Here is a 21,337-nt window from a genome sequence, read left to right on the forward strand (position 1 = left end):
CCCACTCTATCCTGCATTTCCTGCCCTTACCTCAATCAATAAAAGCTCGAAATGCACCGGAAATAGACCACTCCTTTCCTACTTCTCTAACAAGACACTCAATAAATTGCAGGAAATCTGAATAGCTTTCCATAATTATTTTGCCTTCGACGAACACAACAAACATGCGTATATCAAAACATAACCGTTTCCAGGGTGTCACCGAAATTGTTTCATCGATTTGATTGTACTGAAAATTTGGTATACTCTTCTCCTTCGCCAACTCTACCAGCTCTTGAAACGAAGACGCGGCGGCTGATACCTTGTTAACAGCAATTTGAAATCCCTCGGCATCATCTTGAGGGTAAAGGGAAAATAGGAATTGTAAAAATCCATGCAACTCCTGCTTGATAATCGATTCTTTAAGGTGGAAACTGTAATGCTCATCCATATCGACACAATCATATAGCGATAAATCCACCTTCTCCTTCAATTCCGCTTTCATGTCATCGATAGCTAGACCATGTTTGCTCATTTCCTGTTTATTCAATTTAATTTGATAACAGATGCCCATCTGAAGATACTGTCCCATACTATTCCCCTTTCTTCAAGTACACCGATTTAACACTACTTGATCCAATGGTTTGGTGCTAACACGCCCAAGACCTTCAGCACACACTATCCCCACAACCAAGAACAATAGGCTTATCAATTAGTCCTCTAACTCTAACTAATTTATTGTCGTCAACTTAAACAGATAGCCCCTCAGAATCGTAGAATACCTACCTCGCTAACTGTCTACAACTCGCAATTTGGCACATTATATCCCCTAAACTTAAGTTCTCCAGAGGTTTTCTTAAATCCCTGCTCTCTACAATTGCAATCGCTTAGCAGGTATTTACTTGATACATCTTGTTCATGTCATAATCAAATTCCTCCAGATTTTGATACTAATAATTTGATTATGCCTTGTCGTAGGTTCCATAAAGTGAATCTTTCGTCTCATTACATAATCCACTCTCGATTCCTTCAAATGGCACTACTCAATTTTCTTTCTTCTCATACTTCTTATTACTTATCCACTACTTTTAGAATAATATAGTTCTGATGTAATATCCGATAATAAGTCCACTGAGCAACGTGATCGAGTCTGCAACCAATTCAGTAATAACATTTTGCAAAAATTGCTTTGAATTAATCCTAGCAAATATTCTAATCACCTCTTTCAAAGCAATGTCCCCAACTTTTGTTAAAATCAACTCATATGTCCTTACTTTTTACGTTAAAATGCGGCTAACTACTTATCTTTTACCGTTTTGATCAAGACTACTCCATCTCTCTTATGGATTCCTTTTCTTCCATAAGCTATAGAATATTTTCTTAATAAAGCTATAGTTCTGTTCCTCTTCCTTGAGGCTCTTAAGTATTCTCTCATTGGATTCGAGGAGCTTTCCTAACGATGAGTTACTATCAAAATTAATTTTGGTCTCCAGGTAGTCTTGCGTCTTTCTGCTTTTTCGAGTTCGCATACTTTCCTTTTCACCCCTTATTTATACTTTACATTTGTGGTACATCAATCGGATTTTTCGGTAAGTTGCCAATATACACAGATCCTCATTCGCCCCCCTTTTTCATTTAGATTATTTCTGTATAAGTTGCCGCTCTTCACGACCCTCCTCTCCCTTTTCTCGGATCCAGAAGTACCAGAAAACTTTCTTTACTAGGCGATAATTACGTACTCTTGCATCGAGGATTTGAACAGCCTTCTGGTTAGCCGCTCGGATTTGTTTAAATGTTGGGTCGTCTTCAAAATTGATCTGGGTGCTTTTGTAAATCTCAATCTGCTTTCCACGCTTTATCCGTGCCACTATTTTGCGTCCCACCCTCATCTTCTCATTTTTATCCAATTATGATTATTATTGCTGTGTAGGCTTAATATTTACTCATACATTAAACTCGCAACCTAACTCTACTTTCCTTATACTTTCCCTATATTAAAGAAACCTGCCTATTAATGAAAAATTGATTGCCCAGCCTGATCCCATGAAAGCACCTTTCCCCCTTAATAACTGCAAATTCTTCGCCATCCTGAATTTTCGCCATCTGCTTAAATACTGCTTCTTCAATTTCACGTTTTGTAGCATCCTCCAAATCGATGTTGAACTTTATCAGATGCTCAGCTTTGTTAGTATAATCAATTTCTGCAAACGAATTCTTAAAAGCAAAACTGATCAACTCAACCAATCCTTCAACTTCAACTGTCCCAAAAATGACCATTTCACAACTTGAGCACCGGAAATGCGGAACATGACAAACTCTAATTTTCCGCTCACCGATATTGAATTCCACAGTGTCGATCCTAAAATCAGCGTATCCACCACATCGACATGGTGTACATTGCCTCACATTGCCCACACTCCCTACAGCTCCATAATATTTAAAAGACGGAGATAATAACTGTTTTTCATCCACTTCTCTCTTTTGCTTAAAAGAGTAATGTTCTGATATAGTAGCCGACGACTAGACCACAAACTAGCATGATAGAGTCTGCAACTACTTCAATGACAATCTTTTGTACAAATCGCTTATCGCTGAATTTTGCAAGCATACAAAATCACCCCCTCTCATAGCAGTGTCACCAACTTTTTTGAAAATTCATAGCTAAGTACCTGACAATTGCAAAAAAACGTGACTATCTCCCTCATAATTACTTAAAATTCCATCCCAACTCCCACAACCTTATAACTTTGGTTCTTTCTCTACCCCATCCGTAACTTGGATCATTCCGATACTACTGACGGTTTCGCCAACTATATCCTCCCTTGTCTTACCGTTGCCTACAGAACGAAATAAAAAAAGCCCAAAGGAAAATTTTCCCTCAGACTTTAATTTTAAATTTATATATGGATAAACAGGTGAACTGTCGATTAATCATATTTATCTCATCCTTTTAATGACAATAAGATGCCTTCTTTTTTAAAAATAATAGCACCAAATCGAACAACCGTAAAGAAAATTATGGAATTCAACCTTCAAATTGTAATTGTTTTACCTAAGAAACTATATAGGAACTGCAAGATGCTGATACATCCATGAAATTACAGAATTCTGATCAGATATTCTACACGTCATCTATATCATATCTATATTTTTTCTATACATCATCCATATCTTATACATATAACATCTATATTTTATATATACAATTTCATGATACCTTCAATACTATGTATAGAACATTTCATTATATCGTATATATATTGTCATGACATCGACATTCAACAGCTAAATTTCCATAAATATTCGGTGCATGACGCTCCATCTTTTCTGGTCTTTTTTCATAACTACCAGTAATCTAAATCAAAGAAAACACAATAAGTTGACACCGTTTTCCATCATTCATCCGAATTTGGGGGTAAAAGAGAGCTAATACCTAGGACGCTAACTCTCGACAACTCATGAAAACCTGCTTTTCCTGCCTTTCCTGCCTTTCCTGCTATTCCTGTCTTTCCTCCATTTTCTTCAACTCAATCTTCATTCTCTCTCAGCCCTGATCCATCATTTTCCCCTGATAAATCTCAAAGCTTTCATTATCGAAGCATACAAATATGATTCTTTTTAAAGACGTATTTCCTGCAATCGCGGCAATATAGTTCTTCACCTCATCAAAGGCAATAGAAGCCGCAATATCTTTAGGGAACCGATATATCCCCGTGCTGATCCCAGGAAATGCAATACTTTCAACCCCATTTTCGCTGGCAAGGACCAACGAATTTTTATAACAGTTCCGAAGTTTGAACTCTTCGTCAGAATCTCCGCCATTCCAAACCGGACCGACTGTGTGTATGACATATTTAGCCTTCAACGATCCCGCTGGTGTAATGACAGCCTCCCCGACTTGGCATCCACCTTGACGATCCCGTATCTTCATACAAGCCTCTAAAATTGCTTTCCCCCCAGCTCAATGGATGCTTCCATCTACCCCGCCGCCACCCAGCAGACTTGTATTGGCGGCATTAACGATGACATCACTCTCAACCTTAGTAATATCACCAACGATTGCCTCTACCTCTATATTCGCAATGCTTCTTCTCATTATAGGTCTCCTCACTTTTAGCGATTTAGAGTACATTTACGATTCTCCGTACGCTATGGTTGGATTTCGCAAAATTCCTTGTTTAATGTTTTTCTCCATATAGTAGCCCTTAATATCACATTTTGACGACTATCTCCTACTAAATTTCACTTTTTCACACATATCTTGCCTCTTCTTTTAATACCACCTTGCCTTGCTTGGGTATTTTATACTAACCATCCCAGCAAGTCCCTGCATTCCATTATCATAGTTATTTATTGTGATACATCTTCTCCATATCATAATCATACTTCCATTGTGCGACCAAATCCCGCCACATCTCAATATTAATAATCTGGTTATGCCTATCAGCATAAATTTTATATTGCCTTTTGCGTCTCTTTAGGTACATCTCTCTAGTTTCCTTCAATTAGCTTTCGCCCTCCCCTGTAAACTCAATCATAAGGGGACCCTGAACTCCTTTCCACCCCTCAATTGACCTAACTCAATATTGACCTAACTCAATAATAAAGGAAATAAACTGGAAATAGACTTGATACTCAGACAACCTTAGCCCCAAATACGGTAGTTGACCAATAATTATTTTAATATGATAAAAGTAAAATTAACGCGAGGGGGATACAAATTGTGTACTGACATCAGTTTTTTCAAGCTTCAGTAGAGGAAAGAGTGAAATTTATTAATGGAGAGTTGAAAGTTGGTCGCTTTGATTCATTAGAGGATTTAGCCGAGGATATATTTATTAATATCGATGAAATGAAAGAAGAATTATTAATTGCTGGATATGTATTTGTTCATCAAATAAATCAATTCATCTGTTTTAAATAAAGACAAACACCACTCCTGACGGGTGGAGTAGTGTTTTGATGTAAAGGCTCTATTAAATGTGCTTTCAGTAATGCAGTTGTTGTTGGCAGTAATGTAAAATGAGCAGACATATCTGAGATCTGATTGAACTTAAATCTCAACATTAATCTCTATCTTAACTCAACACTACCACTACATCGTCAATTTCAGAATCTGTTAATAATCCCTTTGCCAGCTTGATCATAAGTGAACGCATAGCACCTTTCTTCTTATCATCACCTATGTGATCGAGGATTTGCACTGCTTCCTCTGCCCTCCTAGAACGTTCACCGCTTGTCCTCATGAAAGGCAAAATCATGAGCCTACACAAATCTTCATCTTTAAGCTCAATCTTCTGCTCAACCTTTTCCACTAGCTCTGCCAAAATCACATCGCCGTCTATTGTACCTAATTCTAGCACTTGAACTTCGTACCTTACTGCTCCAAAATCCGCTACCGAAAGTGCTTCACTCACATCTGGACCAAAAATAACAATGGTTCTAAACTGTTTCAATTGCTGTTCGTAGAGTAACAAATCGAATTCCAAAAACTTAACCAAACTGTCAAAGTTGGATTCTGCCTGAAATTCAAGATGTAATATGCTGTCATCGTCTAAGAGAAAAAGCTCCTCGGCTACATGCTTTTTCTCCCGTATTAATTCAATTTCAGTTGGAATATGCTCGATAATCTTCCCCTCAATTTGAATGCCCAATGCTGATAGAAAGCTACTCCCGAAAACCTTAACTGCTGATGTTACCTCCCCTTTTTGGAATGCCTTCCTGCTGTTTCCTTTGCTCATGATTCTATTCCTCCTGATTTTCTCTGAGAATCCTCAATCCTATTTTCTTGTAACCTCATATTGTATGCGAAAAATCAGGGATTAATAGATTTAAGGTGTTAGATGAAAAACTGGGAACCCTTACGTAATGCGAATTTCAGAGGGGTAACTGGACAAGTTTTGAGTATTATTTCTTTGACAAGAACAGAAATAAAAAGACAGCGGCAGTCACGGACTCAAAAAGTCCTAGACTGCCACTGCCTTAAATCAACTATCGTTCTGCGTTAGCGTAATAAATGTCTTCGCTTGATTTTTCCGATTTACCTTAATTGATTTCGCTTTTCTTGCGGTTTCTTCAACTAAAACACTGAGGAACGGCGACCAACTTGGTCGTCGTTTCAGTCGATTGTAATGAAAAATCTTTGCCAATTTCAATCTATAAACTTTATAGTTTAATCTTTTGCACCTTAAAACCGAACCGGTTACCATAAGCTAGCCTACTCTTTATTATTTTGGTTTTGAATGTATGGAAAAAATCGCACATTTGATGTCAAATTAATATCAGCGAAAGAAAAGCAAGTACGATGGCACATATAGACAAAATTATCGCTATTTTATTTAATAACGGTCTGTCATGCCACCCTTTCAAAATGATCCAATTTCTAACCTCATTTAACCGTTTCATATCGCTAAAATTCTTCCACACTCTGTTCTCAACAGTATAGTTTAAATTCCCCAATTCGGATTCATCTTTCACCCTTTCCCACTCATCTTTTAAATAACCCTGAAGTAGCTTTGTAATGATACTAATACAAATATGAATCAACACTTTATGATGAAATAAGAGGTTCTTCAATCTCTTCTCTTCTTGTTTATAATTTCTATCTTGAAAAAAATCTTCATCCCTATAATACTGTTCGACTTGTATATCCGTGTTGATCTTAACAATACTCATCTCACTCATGAAAATACCGTTGTTAATAAGAATCATTAACTCATCTTGAATGAGTTCAGAAACAAGAGCATCGCAGTTACTCAAATCAAGCAGATCTAAATAATCAGCATGCCGTGCTACATCAATTTCTTTTGCTTCTGGTAATATCAGATTTGCCACATATTGATTGGTCTGTGTAGATTTAATGGAATCAATAACTTGTGCCATTTTGTTAGCACTATTCTTAATTTGATCGACAAGAAAAGACAAACCCTTGTCCCTTGTACCTTTGTGGTTAAGTAACAATTTAATTTTTGCATTACCAGCTACTAACTTATCGTTTAATTCGAAAACATCTTTATCTTTAAATACTTTTCTGTCAATTTGATCAACAATTGAAAAATAAGCTGAAAACTCGTCCCTTAAAGAACTCATCCACTTAATTCTTTCAGATGTAATTGTTTCCACAAATCTCGACTTTCGGTTATTAAGGAATGAAAAAAGTGCATTATACGCTGAAATAATAAATGTTAAAAAAATACCTATTGCGTAAGCGGTGTCCCTATCCATTATATCAAGCCTTTCATTTCTTAATTGATAAACCACATATGTGTTCCGAAGATCATATGTCTTATTATTCAAACCTGTTTTAGTGGAGCAATCCTTCCATTTCGGATCTTCATATCCCTTTCTGCTTGCGGACATGAAGAAAGTGATCGTCTAGGGTCATCCGAGCGATTAAAAACCAACAAAAAATAGTCATCTACGGCGATTATGATCGTGAGGCTATCGTACTCCGATAGCGTAACAACTTTTTATGTTGTATCTCTTGTTCTTCAACATAATTGCGATACTTATTACCGCTGTAATAATCAATAATGTCTTGATTAATTTCTGGGTATAGCTGAATCGAATGCAACTCCGAAATCGGTATCCATTTAACATCTGTTTGTTTAGTATCTGGCTTTTGTGGAAGTTTGGGATATGACCCTAATTTTAATTCACATTCAAATGTAATCCCCACAGAATGGGTGTCACCATAAATATAATTGCTTTTAGTTGGTTGATATTCGTAAACAAAGGCAACAGGACCGACTTCCAAGTCAACACACGCCTCTTCTTTTGCTTCCTTTTCACAGCTTCGACAAAGGTTTCACCTAGCTCAACACCACCTGCGGGAAGATTGTAATGGACACCGTCACCATTATCATTCTCGTATTCGATAAGTAAAATGGCTCCATCCTTAATAATCAATGAACACGCACGAAGTCGTATTTTTTCCACCCAGTTCACATCCATTCTCATTATGTACCAACGTGGAATATTGTACCATTTTCGCTTGTCATTTAGGAGATTCATTGCATTAAACTGCCGTTACTTCAATGAAATCAAAAAAGGAGCTGTCTCAACGAAGCTCCCTCCACTCTCGTTTTCCGTTAGCCATCCATGCCCCTCGCAGGGAAACACTAACAAATGAATATTCAAATCTTATGCAAGCTCGAACATACTCGAACCGTTTTTGCCCCCCAAATGCTTGACGATTTCATATAATCATATTGTTAGTAACAATCGTGCACTACATTAATTAATGTACGACCACAAATCATAAATATCAGGAGGAAAAAACACATGATGAATTTACCAAAAGAGTTTCAACAAATCATTCGAATTGACGGGAAAGGAGTATTTTTAGAAGTGCTGAGCACAGCTTTTGAAATTGGAAAGGTTTTGATAAACTTTGTCGAGTATGATGACTCCAATCCAGTAGGTAGTCGGATGCAGTCCGAGATCCCCATCTACATCGATATTGACAAGTTTTTAGTTCTGAAGCACGACTTCATGAGTGGTAGAATGAGTGGGTTGGCGAAGAATGTTAAGGCACAAGCCTCGCGTGAACAAGAAAAATTAAATAAAGAGGGACATGGCAAAAAAGCTTACGCTAAACATATTTGGCTCGATCAAGGAGGCATTCCAGCTGATAAGCTGAAAGAACGCGGTAAAGCCCGTCCTGATGGCAAATCACTTGCACGTCAATTGAAGATCACTCCTGGTGAGAAAATGCCATGGATCCTATCTGCTGAAACAGGTGCAGGCGAGGAATCAGAAACAGGACTTATTGTACCAAAGTATAACCGACCAGAGGAGATTCTCCGTGTTCCTCTAACGAATGATGACATCAAAAGCCTTCTTTTGATTACGGAAGCACACATTAATGCCTTCATCTCGTCTCAATATTATGTTCGTGCGACATCGGTTATGCCCAGATTCGAGAGTCAAAGCAGGAAAACTGCGTAAAATTAGATAGTCAACCAAAAGAGAGACAAAACCTTCCTTACTTAGCAGGAACCGTGTGATTCAGTAATAATACCTGAGACTACACGGTTCTACTATCTTAATCCTTATCACGAGTAATATGGAGAAAATTCTTGTATTTATTTTTCCTGTATTCAACAGTATCGTATGAAGTCCAGTCTCTTTATTACCCAGATTTTACCTATATTATTATAGAAGCACCCATTCCAGAGGATCAGGTACAAATTTAGCCAATCATCTCCATATCACAACTAAGTTCCTTATTCCATTCATCAACCGCCTCAAGCTCACTAGCCATGATCTACTTCATCATATTTGAAATTTGAATTGTTTTGTAGGTTCCATTACTGATGGTATACTTGAATTATTCAAGCAAAAGAGGTGTTATTTATGGATATCAACCTATTCGAACAGCGAGATATTATGGGTTTGATCACATTTATTCGACTTAGAGGTTACTCCAGACTTTCTCTATCTAAGCTAACCGGAGTTCCAAGACACGTGATTGATCAATTGCTAAACCTTGAGAATCCTAACCCAATCTTATACCACGATCAAATCAGACAAATTACGGAAACCTTCAACCTACCAAGTGACTACTTTCTAACTTATAGATCAAATACTGAGCCTCCAAAAAATAACAACCTTCACGTAGATCAGCGTAGTCCGAAAGCAAAAGAATTACATGACGGCTTAAACAATGTGTTGGATATCTATTCATTGTATTTGGAATAATCAGACCTGCACTGAAAAGCCTCATAGAATTCGCACAACTCTGTAATGCCTCAAAGGGTCTTCACTATGTTCCAGATTAAAAAAGCCCTCTTATCCTTAAAAAGTCCATTCCCTTCTTCTTATACCATTTCATGAAATCCGTTGTCACATGATCGTGCTTAATGGTTCCCATGTAGTCAGTCCCCGCTTTCTTAGCACTATAATCCCCCTTGATCGCATAAAGAATGAAATACACCTCTTCCTCATTTTCACAGCATTCTATACTATCGAGTTTTTTTATTAATCCATCAAGCCCCATATATTCGAAACCTCTTGTTTCAACAATGTAAAAGGGGTATTCCAAATCAATGCTAAGCAACTGTTGGAATGGTTTCAGATCAGAAGGTATCTCCTCCATGTAGCTTTCGGCATCCCAAATATTCTTAAAAATACCGGATACCCATTTTCTTTTCCTATCAGTTGCCTCGATAATATGAATCATAGCTATCCCACCTCTTTCCTGTTAAGCCTGTAATTATCGCACAAGAAACTGTTCCCATTCTTCCTCTGTTAAATCCTTTGGGATAATCCCCCTCGAATCACAGTATTCAGCTAAAGCACGAACTTTTACCCGTGGCTCATTTGGATTTCTTGGTATGGCAAATACTCCAACTGGAAATGCATCGTCAAATCTTCAAGTTCTTTACTCATTTGTTTTCACTCACCCTTTATGCTTTAGACTCTGAATCGAACACATTCCAAATCAATACTCATTAATCTTGGTTATTAATAACTTCTCATACTTTGGAGAAAAGGAGCACAAACCGGTTGAATCGATAAGTTGTTCTTCTCTACTGTCTTGTAACCTTCCACAAACGCACTTTGCAATTTCCCGCCTGCTTTCTCAAGCTCTTAACTCCTACCTATTCCCATGTTCTACTTATTATTATTACCGTATCATGAAAATCATTTCCATAGCAATGATCCGTATCCCCTAACCCCTTATGATTTACCCCTGCCCTACAAACTGCTCTGGGAACTCCTCCCGAATTTTCTTATAACAACAGTCGCAAACCACAAAATTCTCATTGTCACCCATGTTAATGAACTTAGCCCTAAACCGATAGTTAACATCTTCCTTTATCTCAGCGGGTACAAAACTTCCATTACAAACCCCACATGATCCGTGAAAATGTAACACTCCATACAAAGTGAGCCGATTTTGTGGATCGGATGGTTTAATAGCATTTGGGCTTCATTCGAACAGAACGTACAACATTTCATCATTTTCATCCTCCATTTGTTTCAGAACGCAAAAAACCCGCAGATTCCCCATACAATGTAATGGGGGACCTGCGGTGCTTTCCGCTAAATCCGTTCGATATTCATTTAAATTCAAAATACTTTATAATCGGCATCAAGGCAAGAATTTTTGTAATTTGTCCGTGTTAAAGTTTAATATCAACTATCGAACACAAGGAAAACCGCCCAGAGATTAGTGGTTAATTGAACTATCGTTCTGCGTTAGCTCAATAGCAAATGAATTACAACTCGTTATTTCTCCCAAAGCTCGACCAGTCGACCTTCAGGATCTTCAATCCAAATAAACTTTCCAAATTCACTAATCTCTTTTTTCTTTGCAAGAGGTACACCAATATGTTCAAGATGCATAATAGTCTCGTTTAGATTATGTACTTGGAAATTTAACATCATTTGTTGTTCTGTTGGAAAATAACTGTCATTCTCGGTAAAGAAAGAAAAGATAGTCTCATTTCCTAATTGGGGTTTTATCACAGTCCCATTCCAATTTTCTATTTCAATCTTCAACACTTCACTGTACCATTTTTTTATAACTTCAAGATTTTTAGTTCTCCAAAATATTCCTCCAAAACCTTTTATCATCGTATCTAACTCCTGTCTGTCATCAAATTTTTAGCTATCCGATTACATTAGATATTCGAGATTTAAATTTAAGTTCCTTTTTCAACTATGTAGAGTGCCGATCTCTAAATTGTCAATGAAAAAAGCCGAGCGAAAACGCCTATCTCATTCTTCTTACGTACAAAAAATTCTTCTTTTACCTAATAACAATTTACCTTTCATTCGACCGTTCAATGCTATGTTCCTATTATATCATCATTAGATTGGATATGAGGTCAAATGGAAAAATGACAAGGGAAGAGCCTTGTCCCTTGTCAACCAATTTCGATCTTTATTGCTTCCTACGCAAACCATTATTTTTGGTCAAAACACGTAAACAAATCAATAACGTCCTTAAATCACTTAAGTGCCTTTAGGTATTTCTCTTGTATCAATATAGAAACTTCAAACGTAAGCCTTGAGTCTAATATTTTCCGACAATTCAGCATCGATTGCCATCAACATACTTAATACCGATTCACCAATACCCTTAGCAAGAAGAGGCGGGACTGCATTTCCGATCTGTCTGTATTGAGCGTTTCTCAATCCACCAAACCTGTACCCAAGGGGAAACGATTGTATCATTGCCGCCTCATAAGGAGTAAATGTTCTTGGTTGAACTGGATGAATAAACTTCAATCCATCTTTTTGCATATGCGATAGTATTGTATTTGAAGGCTTCTCCCAAGCATGCTTCACATACGTGTCTAAATGTTTTGTTCTATCATACGGATACAGACTGTCTAAAAACTCATCGTATACTGAAGAATCTTTTCTTATGAATTGAGCTGAACTTGTGCCCTGTTTCATACAACTGAATATTATCACATCACGAAAGTTATGAATACGTGAAGAATGAAAAGTCTCATATTTATCTTTGTACAGATTTACAAAAGCTTTCAGCTTTACATTGTAACCTTGGATGAACTCCTTAAGTTTCTTCTCTTTCGTATTCTTTCTTTTCTTTAGCTGACTTCCGGCTTCATTCACATAATGTACCAACTCAAAAAATTCTTCGCTTTTAACTTCATCGTGATCATAATAATAGTCTTTAAGTCCATTAATAGTTCCAATAAACATCTCTATACTCTTCTCAAAATTGGAAAAGATATGTTCGAATTTAAGAAGGTCCGTTTCAAGACTAATTTCTGGTAAGACAACTGGCAATCCGGAAATAGCCTCTCTAATCGATACGTGTTCACCTTCTGTCGTTTTCTCCGGCAAAACATTAGGTTTACCATGCTTATTTCCAATGATTATCACACGTTTACGCTGTTGCGGTACACCAAAATCCGCCGCGTTTAACACTTGATATCGCTCAGCAATACGGTCTTTAAGATATGTATGGTATCCTAACGACTCTAACTCATCACAAATTACCTCAATTGCAACCCGTTGCTTCTCGTTCAATTCGCTTTTAGGTTCGAATTCTTTGGAAATAATCCCTTCGACATTCTCAAAGACCACAAACCTTGGCTCAATAGCTTCAACCAATTCAAAAAAGTGTTTGTATAATGTGTTTCTTGGATCATTCTTAAGAGCTTCTCGCATTTCAGCCTTTCCAGATCTTGAAGGTCCTGCGAGAGAAAAGGTTTGACACGGTGGTCCTCCAATTATTACGTCAACGACCCCTTTACAATCTGAAATAATTTTTTGTTTAACTTCCGCTTTTGTGATATCACCCTTTATTACCTTGTCCTTCCCTAAGTGCATTTCAAGAGTTTCACACGCATTATCGTCAATTTCCACAGCTCTAACAATTTCGAATCCACTACCATTCATATTTACCATCTCAAAACCAGTGGAGAAACCGCCGCCACCAGCAAATAAGTCCAAGACTTTGTATAAAAACATAGAACATCGCACCTTCATTGAAAAATCTTATTATATTATTATAGCATTTTCTTAGAACGATTGTTCGACTAATTTCGCCCAACTGTTTGTCCTAGCAAGACTTGATGAAAACGAATTACTTTAATTTCTCCCCCGAGGCTAAACTTCGAGAGTTTGCAAAAGAATACTCCGGTTCTACAGCAAGATATGAAATCTCATTAGCTGAATTAAGGCACCGTTAATATTTCATTCCAGAAAAGCAGGAAATGCTAAGAAAGGAAAGACTGTTGTTTTAGATTAGGAGTTGCAAGATGCCTTGAAGTTGATCGTCCACAATATAGGAGTAAGGAAGAGCTTGGACATCATCCCTCCTTGAACTAATAGAACAATATCTATAAATAAAAATAAGAATCTAGCAGATTCAATAAAAAAACACCACAAATGAAGTGGTGTTAGCAACCGAACAATGTTCTATTGTACTCAAAGCTTATCTTTATAGACTTGGTTGTCAGGAAAAGCTTCTTCTATACTTTTCACCAATAACACTCCTCCACATTCACACAAAAACACAGTAATCCTCACCTCAGCCCGCAAATCCTTCCGAAACCATTCTTTCATTAATTCCTAATAATCGTAAGCTTTGTTTATCAGACGGCATAACACCGCTAATCATTTTGGTTGCAAGATTGATTAGTTTTTCTTCATCGCTTGTGACTAGTCTTTTTTGTTGTGCATAATCTTTCAGCTTATTCCAATACTCAGCACCAAGTTCAAGTATTTTCACCTGTGCCTCAATGCCATTATCTACTTTTTGCTGAATTCTCGAATTCTTCACACTCTTTTTTATTTCTGTAACATTGATGAGTGATTCTTCAAAACCATCAATAATATCAACCTTCGCTTGTTTTACTCTGTCCCAGCATTGTTCTTTCTTGCACCATTCGGGTATGATTTGTATTCCTTGTTCTGGACTCATTATTACATCGTGTGCCGCTTTTGAGACCATTACAAGCTGTTGCACCAAAACGTCCGGAAGGGACTGCCGGTTCCAGATTGAACGTAAGTCAAGAGACATGTCCACATAATTCTTCTCAATTATATGAGCTAGTAAGGCAATAGTATAGGTTGTAAAATTTTGACGATAGCTATTTCTGTACCAAGGCTGATTAGAAACAAGTGCTTCGGTGTTCTTAAACAATATAGCATATGCGATAGAGTTCTTGAAAAAATCCTCATTAAACTCTAAATCTGATTTTTCCCATCGCTCAGATATCCAATGGGCAAAGTGTCTGAAATTTTTTTGTGGTCCAAGACTGACTAGATGAGGGAACCCCATCCATGAATAATGATACTTACCCAAATCGGTCTTTGTGATAAGCTTATTTCGCGGATTTTGTAGAAGAAACTTTTTTTGTTCCGCATTTGTCATCTTAGATTGTTCATTAAGATACTGCCCCCTAGCTCTTTCATAGAACCAGTGTGTTTCATACTGTGCTCCAACCTCAGCAGGTGCCCAAAGTCGCCTAGATAAACCCTCTATTCTAACATGGAAAGGATGGTTCGAGAAAAAATCTGCTTCACTGATTTGATTTTGACTATTAGCATAGCGGGCGATTAACGGTATTAGATTATCCGCTGTTTCCGGCGAAACAACGGATAATTTCATTTGAATATATATGCTAGATAAATCTTTCTTGTCCTTTAACTTGGTCATGAGCAGAGATGCAGTTGTTTGACCACCGTTTACAATTTGTAAGTTGTTTGCCGATATTAGTTGCAGACCTTTTCCGGTTTTCCGAAATTCCGCTTCTGTCGCTGTTGCAGAAATTCCATTATTATACGCAAAAAACATCTCTGGTTCGTTTATAACTGTATTTCGTATACCCTTGTTTACACTACCCTTTGTACTTAAAAAGGAACGAACATTCCCTTCAAGTAACCGACTTCCAAACCGGTCGAATATCTGGGCCAACACTTCCCCTGGAATAATACAAAGGTAACCTTTATATTCCTCATGTTTTTGCCCTGCCTCAAGACATAGAACGTCTTTCTCACCATATTGCAAAAAATCTATAAATAAGAGATCCTTACCTGTTTGGGATTCAAATACTCTGTGTATTCTTGAAATATCCCACACATTGTATTCGACTGACTTCCCCATAATTTCATCCTCTGCAAGATCCTTTACTCTGCTACTCAGAATATTATCAGTTGCCAAGTAAAGCTTGTACCTTCGAATATCGTCCCGCCTTTTGTACAGCTCATATGCCAAACCGTAGCTAGGTGAACTTTCGTCAACTCTTATATGTAGAACCCCAGCTACAGCCTCATCGACAAAGGACTTTATACGCTCAAATATCTTTCCCAACTCAGACTGCGTTAAAGTACCTAATTCTTCTCTACCGTGATAATTGGCTATAAGTAGCTTAACTGAGTTATCGACATCATCAAAGGAATAGCCGTGGACCATCAGCTTCCTATTCCTTTTTCCACTTCCTTCATAGTAACATTGCTCAAAACTATCAAATTCTTCTGCTTCTATTAGCTTATCCGTGACATGTCTGACGAAAGCCGTTTCTTCAAAATCACCTTCAGCCGCGGCTAAAGACTTAACGGTTTCAATAAAATCCTTTCGATACTCATGAATTTCCATAGTTATTCCCCCAAAGGATTACACTTAAAGGGTAATAATGCAGATAAACTGATCTCATATTTCGCATTGTCAATACCAATATGCAGATCAGCCCTCTTAATTACTGGAAACCCTTCAATGACCTGAAAGCGATTTATTTCTCTCAAACAAAAATTATATTGGAGATATTCATCAAGTAAGAAAAAGCCGAAACTTTCAAGAATTGCATCGAAAAGCTCAAGTGCTTGTAAGTCACTAATTTTATCCCTTATTCTCTTTGCAAGATCAATGGGATTAAATGAATCAGGTTCACTAACACTTGCGTTATCAAGATGGATTACAACAAGCTCTCCGTTGTAAGAAGGTAAATCCAACTGCTCAACAGAAGATATTTTTATTTTATTTGTTCCAGGTCGGATGGTCTTTACTTCATACCATCGATCAGAGAATCGAAAATCTTGATCAGATCCCGATGGTCCTAACCATGCCTTAAGACTTACAGCCGCCCCGTAGATTTCAATTAACCTTTCGAGGAACAATAATTCTCCTACCAAGCCACGCAGTCGCGACTCATCTAAAATATCGGAGAAGCCCTTCTCTAACAGCCTTTTCCACCGCATATAACGTGTTAGAATAAAGGAAACTCCCACCGATTGGTCTAAACACTCTCTGCTTGACTCCACAATGTCATCGCAAAGATGGGAAAAGATCTTCTTTAATTCTTCGCTAACTAGTTTGAAAATAAATGACCATTTTCCGTCATTTCTTTTCAATTTGATTAATTGTATTGATTTACCTTGTGGAAGTGCGGGCGGCTCAACATCCGTAAGCAGAACCAACAACCGCTCACCTGTAATTTCACGACCAAGGTATAAATCTAGCGGATGTGATTCATCAACCCTCTTGAAGATAGATTCCCTGACAGGTCTAAGCCCTTCCCAAATGTCCTCAATCGATTTCGAACTCATTCCTCTGACTCCTCTCCTGACTCTTCTTCCTCATCATCATCATCCATTTCCGATTCAAAGAGTTCTCGCCATTTGATGACGTTAACCTTATAGATTACCTTTTTTTCATCGCTTGAATCATCAAATTTAGGAAAGCTCAGTCCTAGGGCAATCAAAGGTTCTTCGGTATTCACTGCTGGCTTTCCCTTACCTACTTCTGCAGTGATAAAGTGTAGGATAAGGAGAGGACGTTCTCTCAGTTTCCTATAAACTTTATCAGATGGGTTTTTCTTCATAAGTTTATACTTTTCGTCTATTGGGGTGACGATCTCAGGAGAGATACCTTCTTTCTCTACACCACGCGAGCCGACACGAGCACTTGAACCAGCGACAATAATATATTTGCCTTTTTGTTCAACGGTTCTTCTTTGAGATCGGTAAGAAATGCCACGGAATGGTTCAGTTTCCACACTACCATTTGGAAGAACAATATCCCAGGTCTCTAGGCTACTCTCATCCGTTTTCTCAAGAAACGAAGCTATACTATCAGCCTGAAAATTAAAATTGAGGGAATGGACTGTAAACTCACGTAACAAGTCAATGATAAGTTGCTTTCGAACACCTTTCCAGATATTGCTGTCGCTATGTTTGGATGGTTCATTATGAATATCCAAACTTTTCAAATTATTTATCAGCCGTTCCACCGCAATCGCATTTGCTTTAATTATAGCAGGGTCAGTATGAAGACGTGGTGTTTCAGGTCCTTGCTCACTGAAAGATACCAGCCATTCAACAAGCTTAGCTTTACGCGATTTATTACTCGCTGTGACGATAAGGTTTCTCAGCGATATTATAACGGCATCAGGATGGGCACGAACTTTTAATGCAAATTCTGCTGGCGTCAATCCGTCAGCTTTCATTTTCTTGATTTCATCTTTAACATCATCCGGAACATCAGGATGGGCACGAACTTTCAATCCAAATTCTGCTGGTGTTACTCCGTCAGCATCCATTTTCTTGATTTCATTTCGAAGCTCCATGGATGCTAATGTGATATGCCTGTACCAATGGATTGCTTCAGGCGTCATCCATACCCTGCATAGATCATCGTAACCCTCTCGATAGCCAAACCATCTGCCCATTTGCATCAAAGTATCGTACATTTGAGAGTTGCGGTAGAAGTAACTGATACATAATCCTTCCAAAGTCAAACCACGAGATAGGCTGTTTCCTCCAACAGCTATGACTCGTAGTCCTTCCTTTTTATGTGCTTTATAATCCAATGTTGCCTTCCCTTTTTTCCTTTTTTGGTTAACTGTTATGACCACAATCGGTAGAGCAGCTTTTAATAGAGCAAGTCTAACTTGCTCCCAGTCAAATTCGTTGTCCTTGTACTCCTCTTTCCAAACATAATAAAGAGATGTAATTGAAGCATTGGAACGTGCCTCTTGCTCCGGAAGTTGACTGTAGTGTCGTATATCCTGTTGAATTTTCCTTAACCGAACATCAATGATATCTGCTACGTCCTCTTGAACATCCGTGAACCGACTCACATTGACAAGCATCGACCTGTGAGAAGGACCTTCATTCCTAAGGTCTCGTATTGTGTTTGCTATTATAAATGAGAGTAACGCCGTTTCAAGGCTATCTGATAAACTCTCGACTTTTAGAGTCGATTTATGAGGCATTGGGATCCAATCATCAGCATCGTTAATCTCACGAAGAACATACGAAGTGGTGGCTTCCTCACCGAATATAGCGTTCGCCCCAATGTAGTGTGTGGGAGCATCTAAGGAATAGATAAAATCATTAGGAAACAAATCGTCCTCAACCATGTCATGTTTAGATTCAGGATCAATAAAAATATTGGCGAACGGAGTAGCAGTAAAGCCAACATATGTAGAACGAGTGAACAGTTTAAGAATTGAGCGAATTCCCTTATTGACTGCAGTGGGCTCCTGACCATTTCCGGTAGTGTTTACCGACGCGTTATCAGCCTCATCATCGATAAGTAATAACGGCGTATCGATCTTTCCATTTACATCAGCATTGTAATTCCGCAACCAAATCTCCAAATTCTCCAGAATTTTTTTATTCTTTTTCACAACAAGTAAGGTCGGTTCCATGTGGGCTTCCACTTTATAACCTAGTTGATTAACTAAATTACTTTTAAAATCATTTTTTATGGATGTAAAGACACCAGGATGGCGTCTGCTGTCAATCAAACCTGTTCCTATAAGTTTATTTTGTATTTTTTTTTGAGACAACAAACTAGAACTATCCAAACCAACAAACCCAGCATCCAATCTTTCCTGAGTTTGTCGACGTAAATTTTCAAGCGTACCGGTCAAAAGAATAATTAGCTTGTAACCACTATCAGCCGCTTTACAACTTAAAGCGGTGTAAGTGGAAGTCTTTCCTGATTGCACGTCCCCCATTATTAAACCTCTTCGTTTCCAAGCTCCGTCTTGTTTGGGGTTGCCCATAAAATCCATTATCTTATCAGTCACTCTGTCAAGTGTACCAGTTACCTTGGGAGTCCAGTCTTCTTCTTTAATCAAATATTTTTCAAACCGATCCCAGTAATAAGGCGTTATTTCAGGCTTCTTCGCGTAATACCATGACTCGTGGTCTTCCGCTACGACCGCTGAACCTACGTCCATAGTTATAGGTAATCGGTAGTGAAGTGTTCGGAGTACATAAACAAAGTCATTATCACTTACCGGGAAAATCGCCCTTAACTTCTCAGATAATGACTTAATTTCCTCTTCTGAAGCGAATCCATTCGAGGGTAACGTCACTAAAACCGTATCAATTATCTTCTTTGCGTTCTCACTTGCCACTTTTTAGCTCCTCCTTAAGTAAATCCGTGATCTCAGGATGGTTGCAGAATGGATCCAATATATGCAATTGGTCAATAATCCTTTGCTCACCACCATCCACCGACTCCACTGATTTGATTAATATCTCCGCCAATGATTTCAGGTGCTCATGAAGTTCTTCTTGGTCCGTTTGAACTCTTTGATCTGATGCCATATCCGCGTACAAGGAATCTACCGGATAATTTTCTTCAATTGATCTAAATAATTGTTCCAGTTCTGATCTACCCTCAGATCCGATTCTGCTTAATAAAGATTCAACAATCGGATGTTTTCGATTAATTTGATACCATATTCCTTCCCGTCCTTTGTACCGCTCCCACAATTTTATATAATTTGTATTATTATTCTTTCGCCCACGAAAGGTATATACTCTTTTACTGCCTTCTACTATTCTATCGACAATGCGTTTTAAGTTTTGCCTAACGGCTTCAGGCGGGGTAGCCATCGATTTCTTAATATCAAGCGTCCACAAATGATCCATTGAATTAGATATATCAATCCTTACCCGTGCCAATTTATGTAACTCACCTTGCTTGGCAAGTCTAAACCACGTCCCCCATGAAATTAATCTTTTATTCCGATATATGTAAAAACCCTGATTCCTTCTTAGTCCTTCCTCTCCTCCAGCCAACACAATTTCTTCGGGAGATAACTTACTTTTATGCGGTAGTATATAAGGTTTAATTTTTACGATATGGCCTTCTACAGACACCATCTCATCCGGCATAGCCTCAGTCGCAGGATGATACAGCAAAAACGGATCAAACGTCCTAATAGGTGTACTGTTTATTCCTATTTTGATTTTCTTCGTAACATTCTCGCCTGATATATAACGGTGAAAGACGTAGGATAAATGCTCTCTCACCCGATCCATTTTATTCCCCAGTGCCGTCTCTATTGAGGATTCCCCACTTATTACCCTATCAAGATCCTGCCAAATAACTAGGGTTCCCTTTCCTTGTTTCCGAAGCTCATTTATGAGTGGCAAATCTGTTAGTTCCTCTTCTTCATATTCCAGCAAAACCCAATCTTCCTCATCAATAATTACATCAAGATCCCACGACCTTGCTGAAAGCAAACCCTCAGTAAGGCTAGCAACGATTAGGCGACGGCATTGCGAAAGAGAAGCAGTTTTCAAACCTAACCCAAACCGCCCTAAATCATGAGCCTCTCTAATGTCTTGAGGATTTTTGCTCCCATGTCGCATTGCACTTGAAAGTTCATCAGGATTCATCCCTTCCCCGTCATCCAATATTGCAACGAAGGGTTGACCATATGGACTAAACTTAATAACTACATTAGTTGCACCTGCTGAGATACTATTATCGATTAGGTCAGCAATTGCTGTTTCCATCGAGTACCCTATAGCACGAATTGATTCAACTAATGAAGGTGCGTATGGTGGTAGTTTTGACCTTTTCATTGTTGTTTCCTCCGATACCTCTTAACAACTGTGTTGCCTA

Annotated in this window: 16 protein-coding genes and 1 pseudogene; 3 read left to right on the plus strand and 14 right to left on the minus strand. The window is 38.1% G+C overall.

The window, feature by feature from the left end; all coding sequences use genetic code 11:
* Positions 1 to 31 precede the first annotated feature (31 nt).
* The 4 genes and pseudogenes from AC58UU_RS36995 to AC58UU_RS37010 all read right to left on the minus strand — a co-directional run bounded on the left by AC58UU_RS36995 (position 32) and on the right by AC58UU_RS37010 (position 4,054).
* Positions 32 to 571: a hypothetical protein gene (locus AC58UU_RS36995; protein ID WP_497322426.1), complete on the minus strand. Its 540-nt coding sequence runs from the start codon at positions 569 to 571 to the stop codon at positions 32 to 34.
* A 1,048-nt stretch (positions 572 to 1,619) separates the two neighbouring features.
* Complete coding sequence (locus AC58UU_RS37000) at positions 1,620 to 1,847, minus strand: hypothetical protein (RefSeq protein WP_497322428.1); 228 nt, start codon at positions 1,845 to 1,847, stop codon at positions 1,620 to 1,622.
* 121 nt (positions 1,848 to 1,968) lie between these two features.
* Complete coding sequence (locus AC58UU_RS37005) at positions 1,969 to 2,328, minus strand: hypothetical protein (protein ID WP_497322429.1); 360 nt, start codon at positions 2,326 to 2,328, stop codon at positions 1,969 to 1,971.
* A 1,195-nt stretch (positions 2,329 to 3,523) separates the two neighbouring features.
* Positions 3,524 to 4,054: pseudogene (locus tag AC58UU_RS37010) on the minus strand (O-acetyl-ADP-ribose deacetylase).
* A gap of 690 nt (positions 4,055 to 4,744) precedes the next feature.
* Here AC58UU_RS37010 and AC58UU_RS37015 point away from each other — a divergent pair.
* Complete coding sequence (locus AC58UU_RS37015; RefSeq protein ID WP_497322430.1) at positions 4,745 to 4,903, plus strand: hypothetical protein; 159 nt, start codon at positions 4,745 to 4,747, stop codon at positions 4,901 to 4,903.
* A 154-nt stretch (positions 4,904 to 5,057) separates the two neighbouring features.
* Here AC58UU_RS37015 and AC58UU_RS37020 read toward each other — a convergent pair whose 3' ends face one another.
* The 3 genes from AC58UU_RS37020 to AC58UU_RS37030 form a co-directional block, all read right to left on the minus strand.
* Positions 5,058 to 5,720 (minus strand): hypothetical protein, encoded by a 663-nt coding sequence (locus AC58UU_RS37020; protein ID WP_497322431.1) that lies wholly within the window; start codon positions 5,718 to 5,720, stop codon positions 5,058 to 5,060.
* Positions 5,721 to 6,249: 529 nt separating this feature from the next.
* Positions 6,250 to 7,338 carry a hypothetical protein gene (locus AC58UU_RS37025; protein WP_497322432.1) on the minus strand — a complete coding sequence of 363 codons (1,089 nt, stop codon included), beginning with the start codon at positions 7,336 to 7,338 and terminating at the stop codon, positions 6,250 to 6,252.
* Between the two features lie 291 nt (positions 7,339 to 7,629).
* On the minus strand, positions 7,630 to 7,932 hold the full coding sequence (locus AC58UU_RS37030) for an NUDIX hydrolase (protein WP_497322433.1): 303 nt from the start codon (positions 7,930 to 7,932) through the stop codon (positions 7,630 to 7,632).
* Between the two features lie 330 nt (positions 7,933 to 8,262).
* Between AC58UU_RS37030 and AC58UU_RS37035 the strand changes: the two genes are divergently transcribed.
* Positions 8,263 to 8,928 carry a hypothetical protein gene (locus tag AC58UU_RS37035; RefSeq protein WP_497322434.1) on the plus strand — a complete coding sequence of 222 codons (666 nt, stop codon included), beginning with the start codon at positions 8,263 to 8,265 and terminating at the stop codon, positions 8,926 to 8,928.
* Positions 8,929 to 9,336: 408 nt separating this feature from the next.
* Positions 9,337 to 9,681: a hypothetical protein gene (locus AC58UU_RS37040; RefSeq protein ID WP_497322435.1), complete on the plus strand. Its 345-nt coding sequence runs from the start codon at positions 9,337 to 9,339 to the stop codon at positions 9,679 to 9,681.
* Positions 9,682 to 9,757: 76 nt separating this feature from the next.
* Here the strand turns inward: AC58UU_RS37040 and AC58UU_RS37045 are convergent, their stop codons facing one another.
* The 7 genes from AC58UU_RS37045 to AC58UU_RS37075 form a co-directional block, all read right to left on the minus strand.
* Complete coding sequence (locus AC58UU_RS37045; RefSeq protein WP_497322436.1) at positions 9,758 to 10,162, minus strand: hypothetical protein; 405 nt, start codon at positions 10,160 to 10,162, stop codon at positions 9,758 to 9,760.
* 1,052 nt (positions 10,163 to 11,214) lie between these two features.
* Positions 11,215 to 11,562: a VOC family protein gene (locus AC58UU_RS37050; RefSeq protein WP_497322438.1), complete on the minus strand. Its 348-nt coding sequence runs from the start codon at positions 11,560 to 11,562 to the stop codon at positions 11,215 to 11,217.
* 423 nt (positions 11,563 to 11,985) lie between these two features.
* Entirely contained in the window at positions 11,986 to 13,434 is a 1,449-nt protein-coding gene (locus tag AC58UU_RS37055) for a DNA cytosine methyltransferase (RefSeq protein ID WP_497322439.1), read from the minus strand.
* A gap of 562 nt (positions 13,435 to 13,996) precedes the next feature.
* The gene (locus AC58UU_RS37060) at positions 13,997 to 16,066 is read right to left on the minus strand and encodes an AIPR family protein (RefSeq protein WP_497322440.1); all 2,070 of its coding nucleotides are present in this window, start codon (positions 16,064 to 16,066) and stop codon (positions 13,997 to 13,999) included.
* Positions 16,067 to 16,068: 2 nt separating this feature from the next.
* Positions 16,069 to 17,013 (minus strand): PD-(D/E)XK motif protein, encoded by a 945-nt coding sequence (locus AC58UU_RS37065; protein WP_497322441.1) that lies wholly within the window; start codon positions 17,011 to 17,013, stop codon positions 16,069 to 16,071.
* Complete coding sequence (locus AC58UU_RS37070; protein ID WP_497322442.1) at positions 17,010 to 19,835, minus strand: Z1 domain-containing protein; 2,826 nt, start codon at positions 19,833 to 19,835, stop codon at positions 17,010 to 17,012. The genes AC58UU_RS37065 and AC58UU_RS37070 overlap by 4 nt, the downstream gene beginning before the upstream one ends.
* Positions 19,825 to 21,297: an ATP-binding protein gene (locus tag AC58UU_RS37075; RefSeq protein WP_497322443.1), complete on the minus strand. Its 1,473-nt coding sequence runs from the start codon at positions 21,295 to 21,297 to the stop codon at positions 19,825 to 19,827. The genes AC58UU_RS37070 and AC58UU_RS37075 overlap by 11 nt, the downstream gene beginning before the upstream one ends.
* Positions 21,298 to 21,337: the final 40 nt, after the last annotated feature.

The organism is Paenibacillus sp. JT22N1 (genome assembly GCF_059692155.1).

What these genes read in the sequence shown, in the direction of transcription:
- AC58UU_RS37035 (WP_497322434.1), top strand. Translation starts at nt 8,263, where the DNA reads ATGATGAATTTACCAAAAGAGTTTCAACAAATCATTCGAATTGACGGG.
- AC58UU_RS37030 (WP_497322433.1), bottom strand. Translation starts at nt 7,932, where the DNA reads ATGGATGTGAACTGGGTGGAAAAAATACGACTTCGTGCGTGTTCATTG.
- AC58UU_RS37050 (WP_497322438.1), bottom strand. Translation starts at nt 11,562, where the DNA reads ATGATAAAAGGTTTTGGAGGAATATTTTGGAGAACTAAAAATCTTGAA.
- AC58UU_RS37055 (WP_497322439.1), bottom strand. Translation starts at nt 13,434, where the DNA reads ATGTTTTTATACAAAGTCTTGGACTTATTTGCTGGTGGCGGCGGTTTC.
- AC58UU_RS37065 (WP_497322441.1), bottom strand. Translation starts at nt 17,013, where the DNA reads ATGAGTTCGAAATCGATTGAGGACATTTGGGAAGGGCTTAGACCTGTC.
- AC58UU_RS37025 (WP_497322432.1), bottom strand. Translation starts at nt 7,338, where the DNA reads ATGTCCGCAAGCAGAAAGGGATATGAAGATCCGAAATGGAAGGATTGC.
- AC58UU_RS36995 (WP_497322426.1), bottom strand. Translation starts at nt 571, where the DNA reads ATGGGACAGTATCTTCAGATGGGCATCTGTTATCAAATTAAATTGAAT.
- AC58UU_RS37045 (WP_497322436.1), bottom strand. Translation starts at nt 10,162, where the DNA reads ATGATTCATATTATCGAGGCAACTGATAGGAAAAGAAAATGGGTATCC.
- AC58UU_RS37060 (WP_497322440.1), bottom strand. Translation starts at nt 16,066, where the DNA reads ATGGAAATTCATGAGTATCGAAAGGATTTTATTGAAACCGTTAAGTCT.
- AC58UU_RS37040 (WP_497322435.1), top strand. Translation starts at nt 9,337, where the DNA reads ATGGATATCAACCTATTCGAACAGCGAGATATTATGGGTTTGATCACA.
- AC58UU_RS37020 (WP_497322431.1), bottom strand. Translation starts at nt 5,720, where the DNA reads ATGAGCAAAGGAAACAGCAGGAAGGCATTCCAAAAAGGGGAGGTAACA.
- AC58UU_RS37075 (WP_497322443.1), bottom strand. Translation starts at nt 21,297, where the DNA reads ATGAAAAGGTCAAAACTACCACCATACGCACCTTCATTAGTTGAATCA.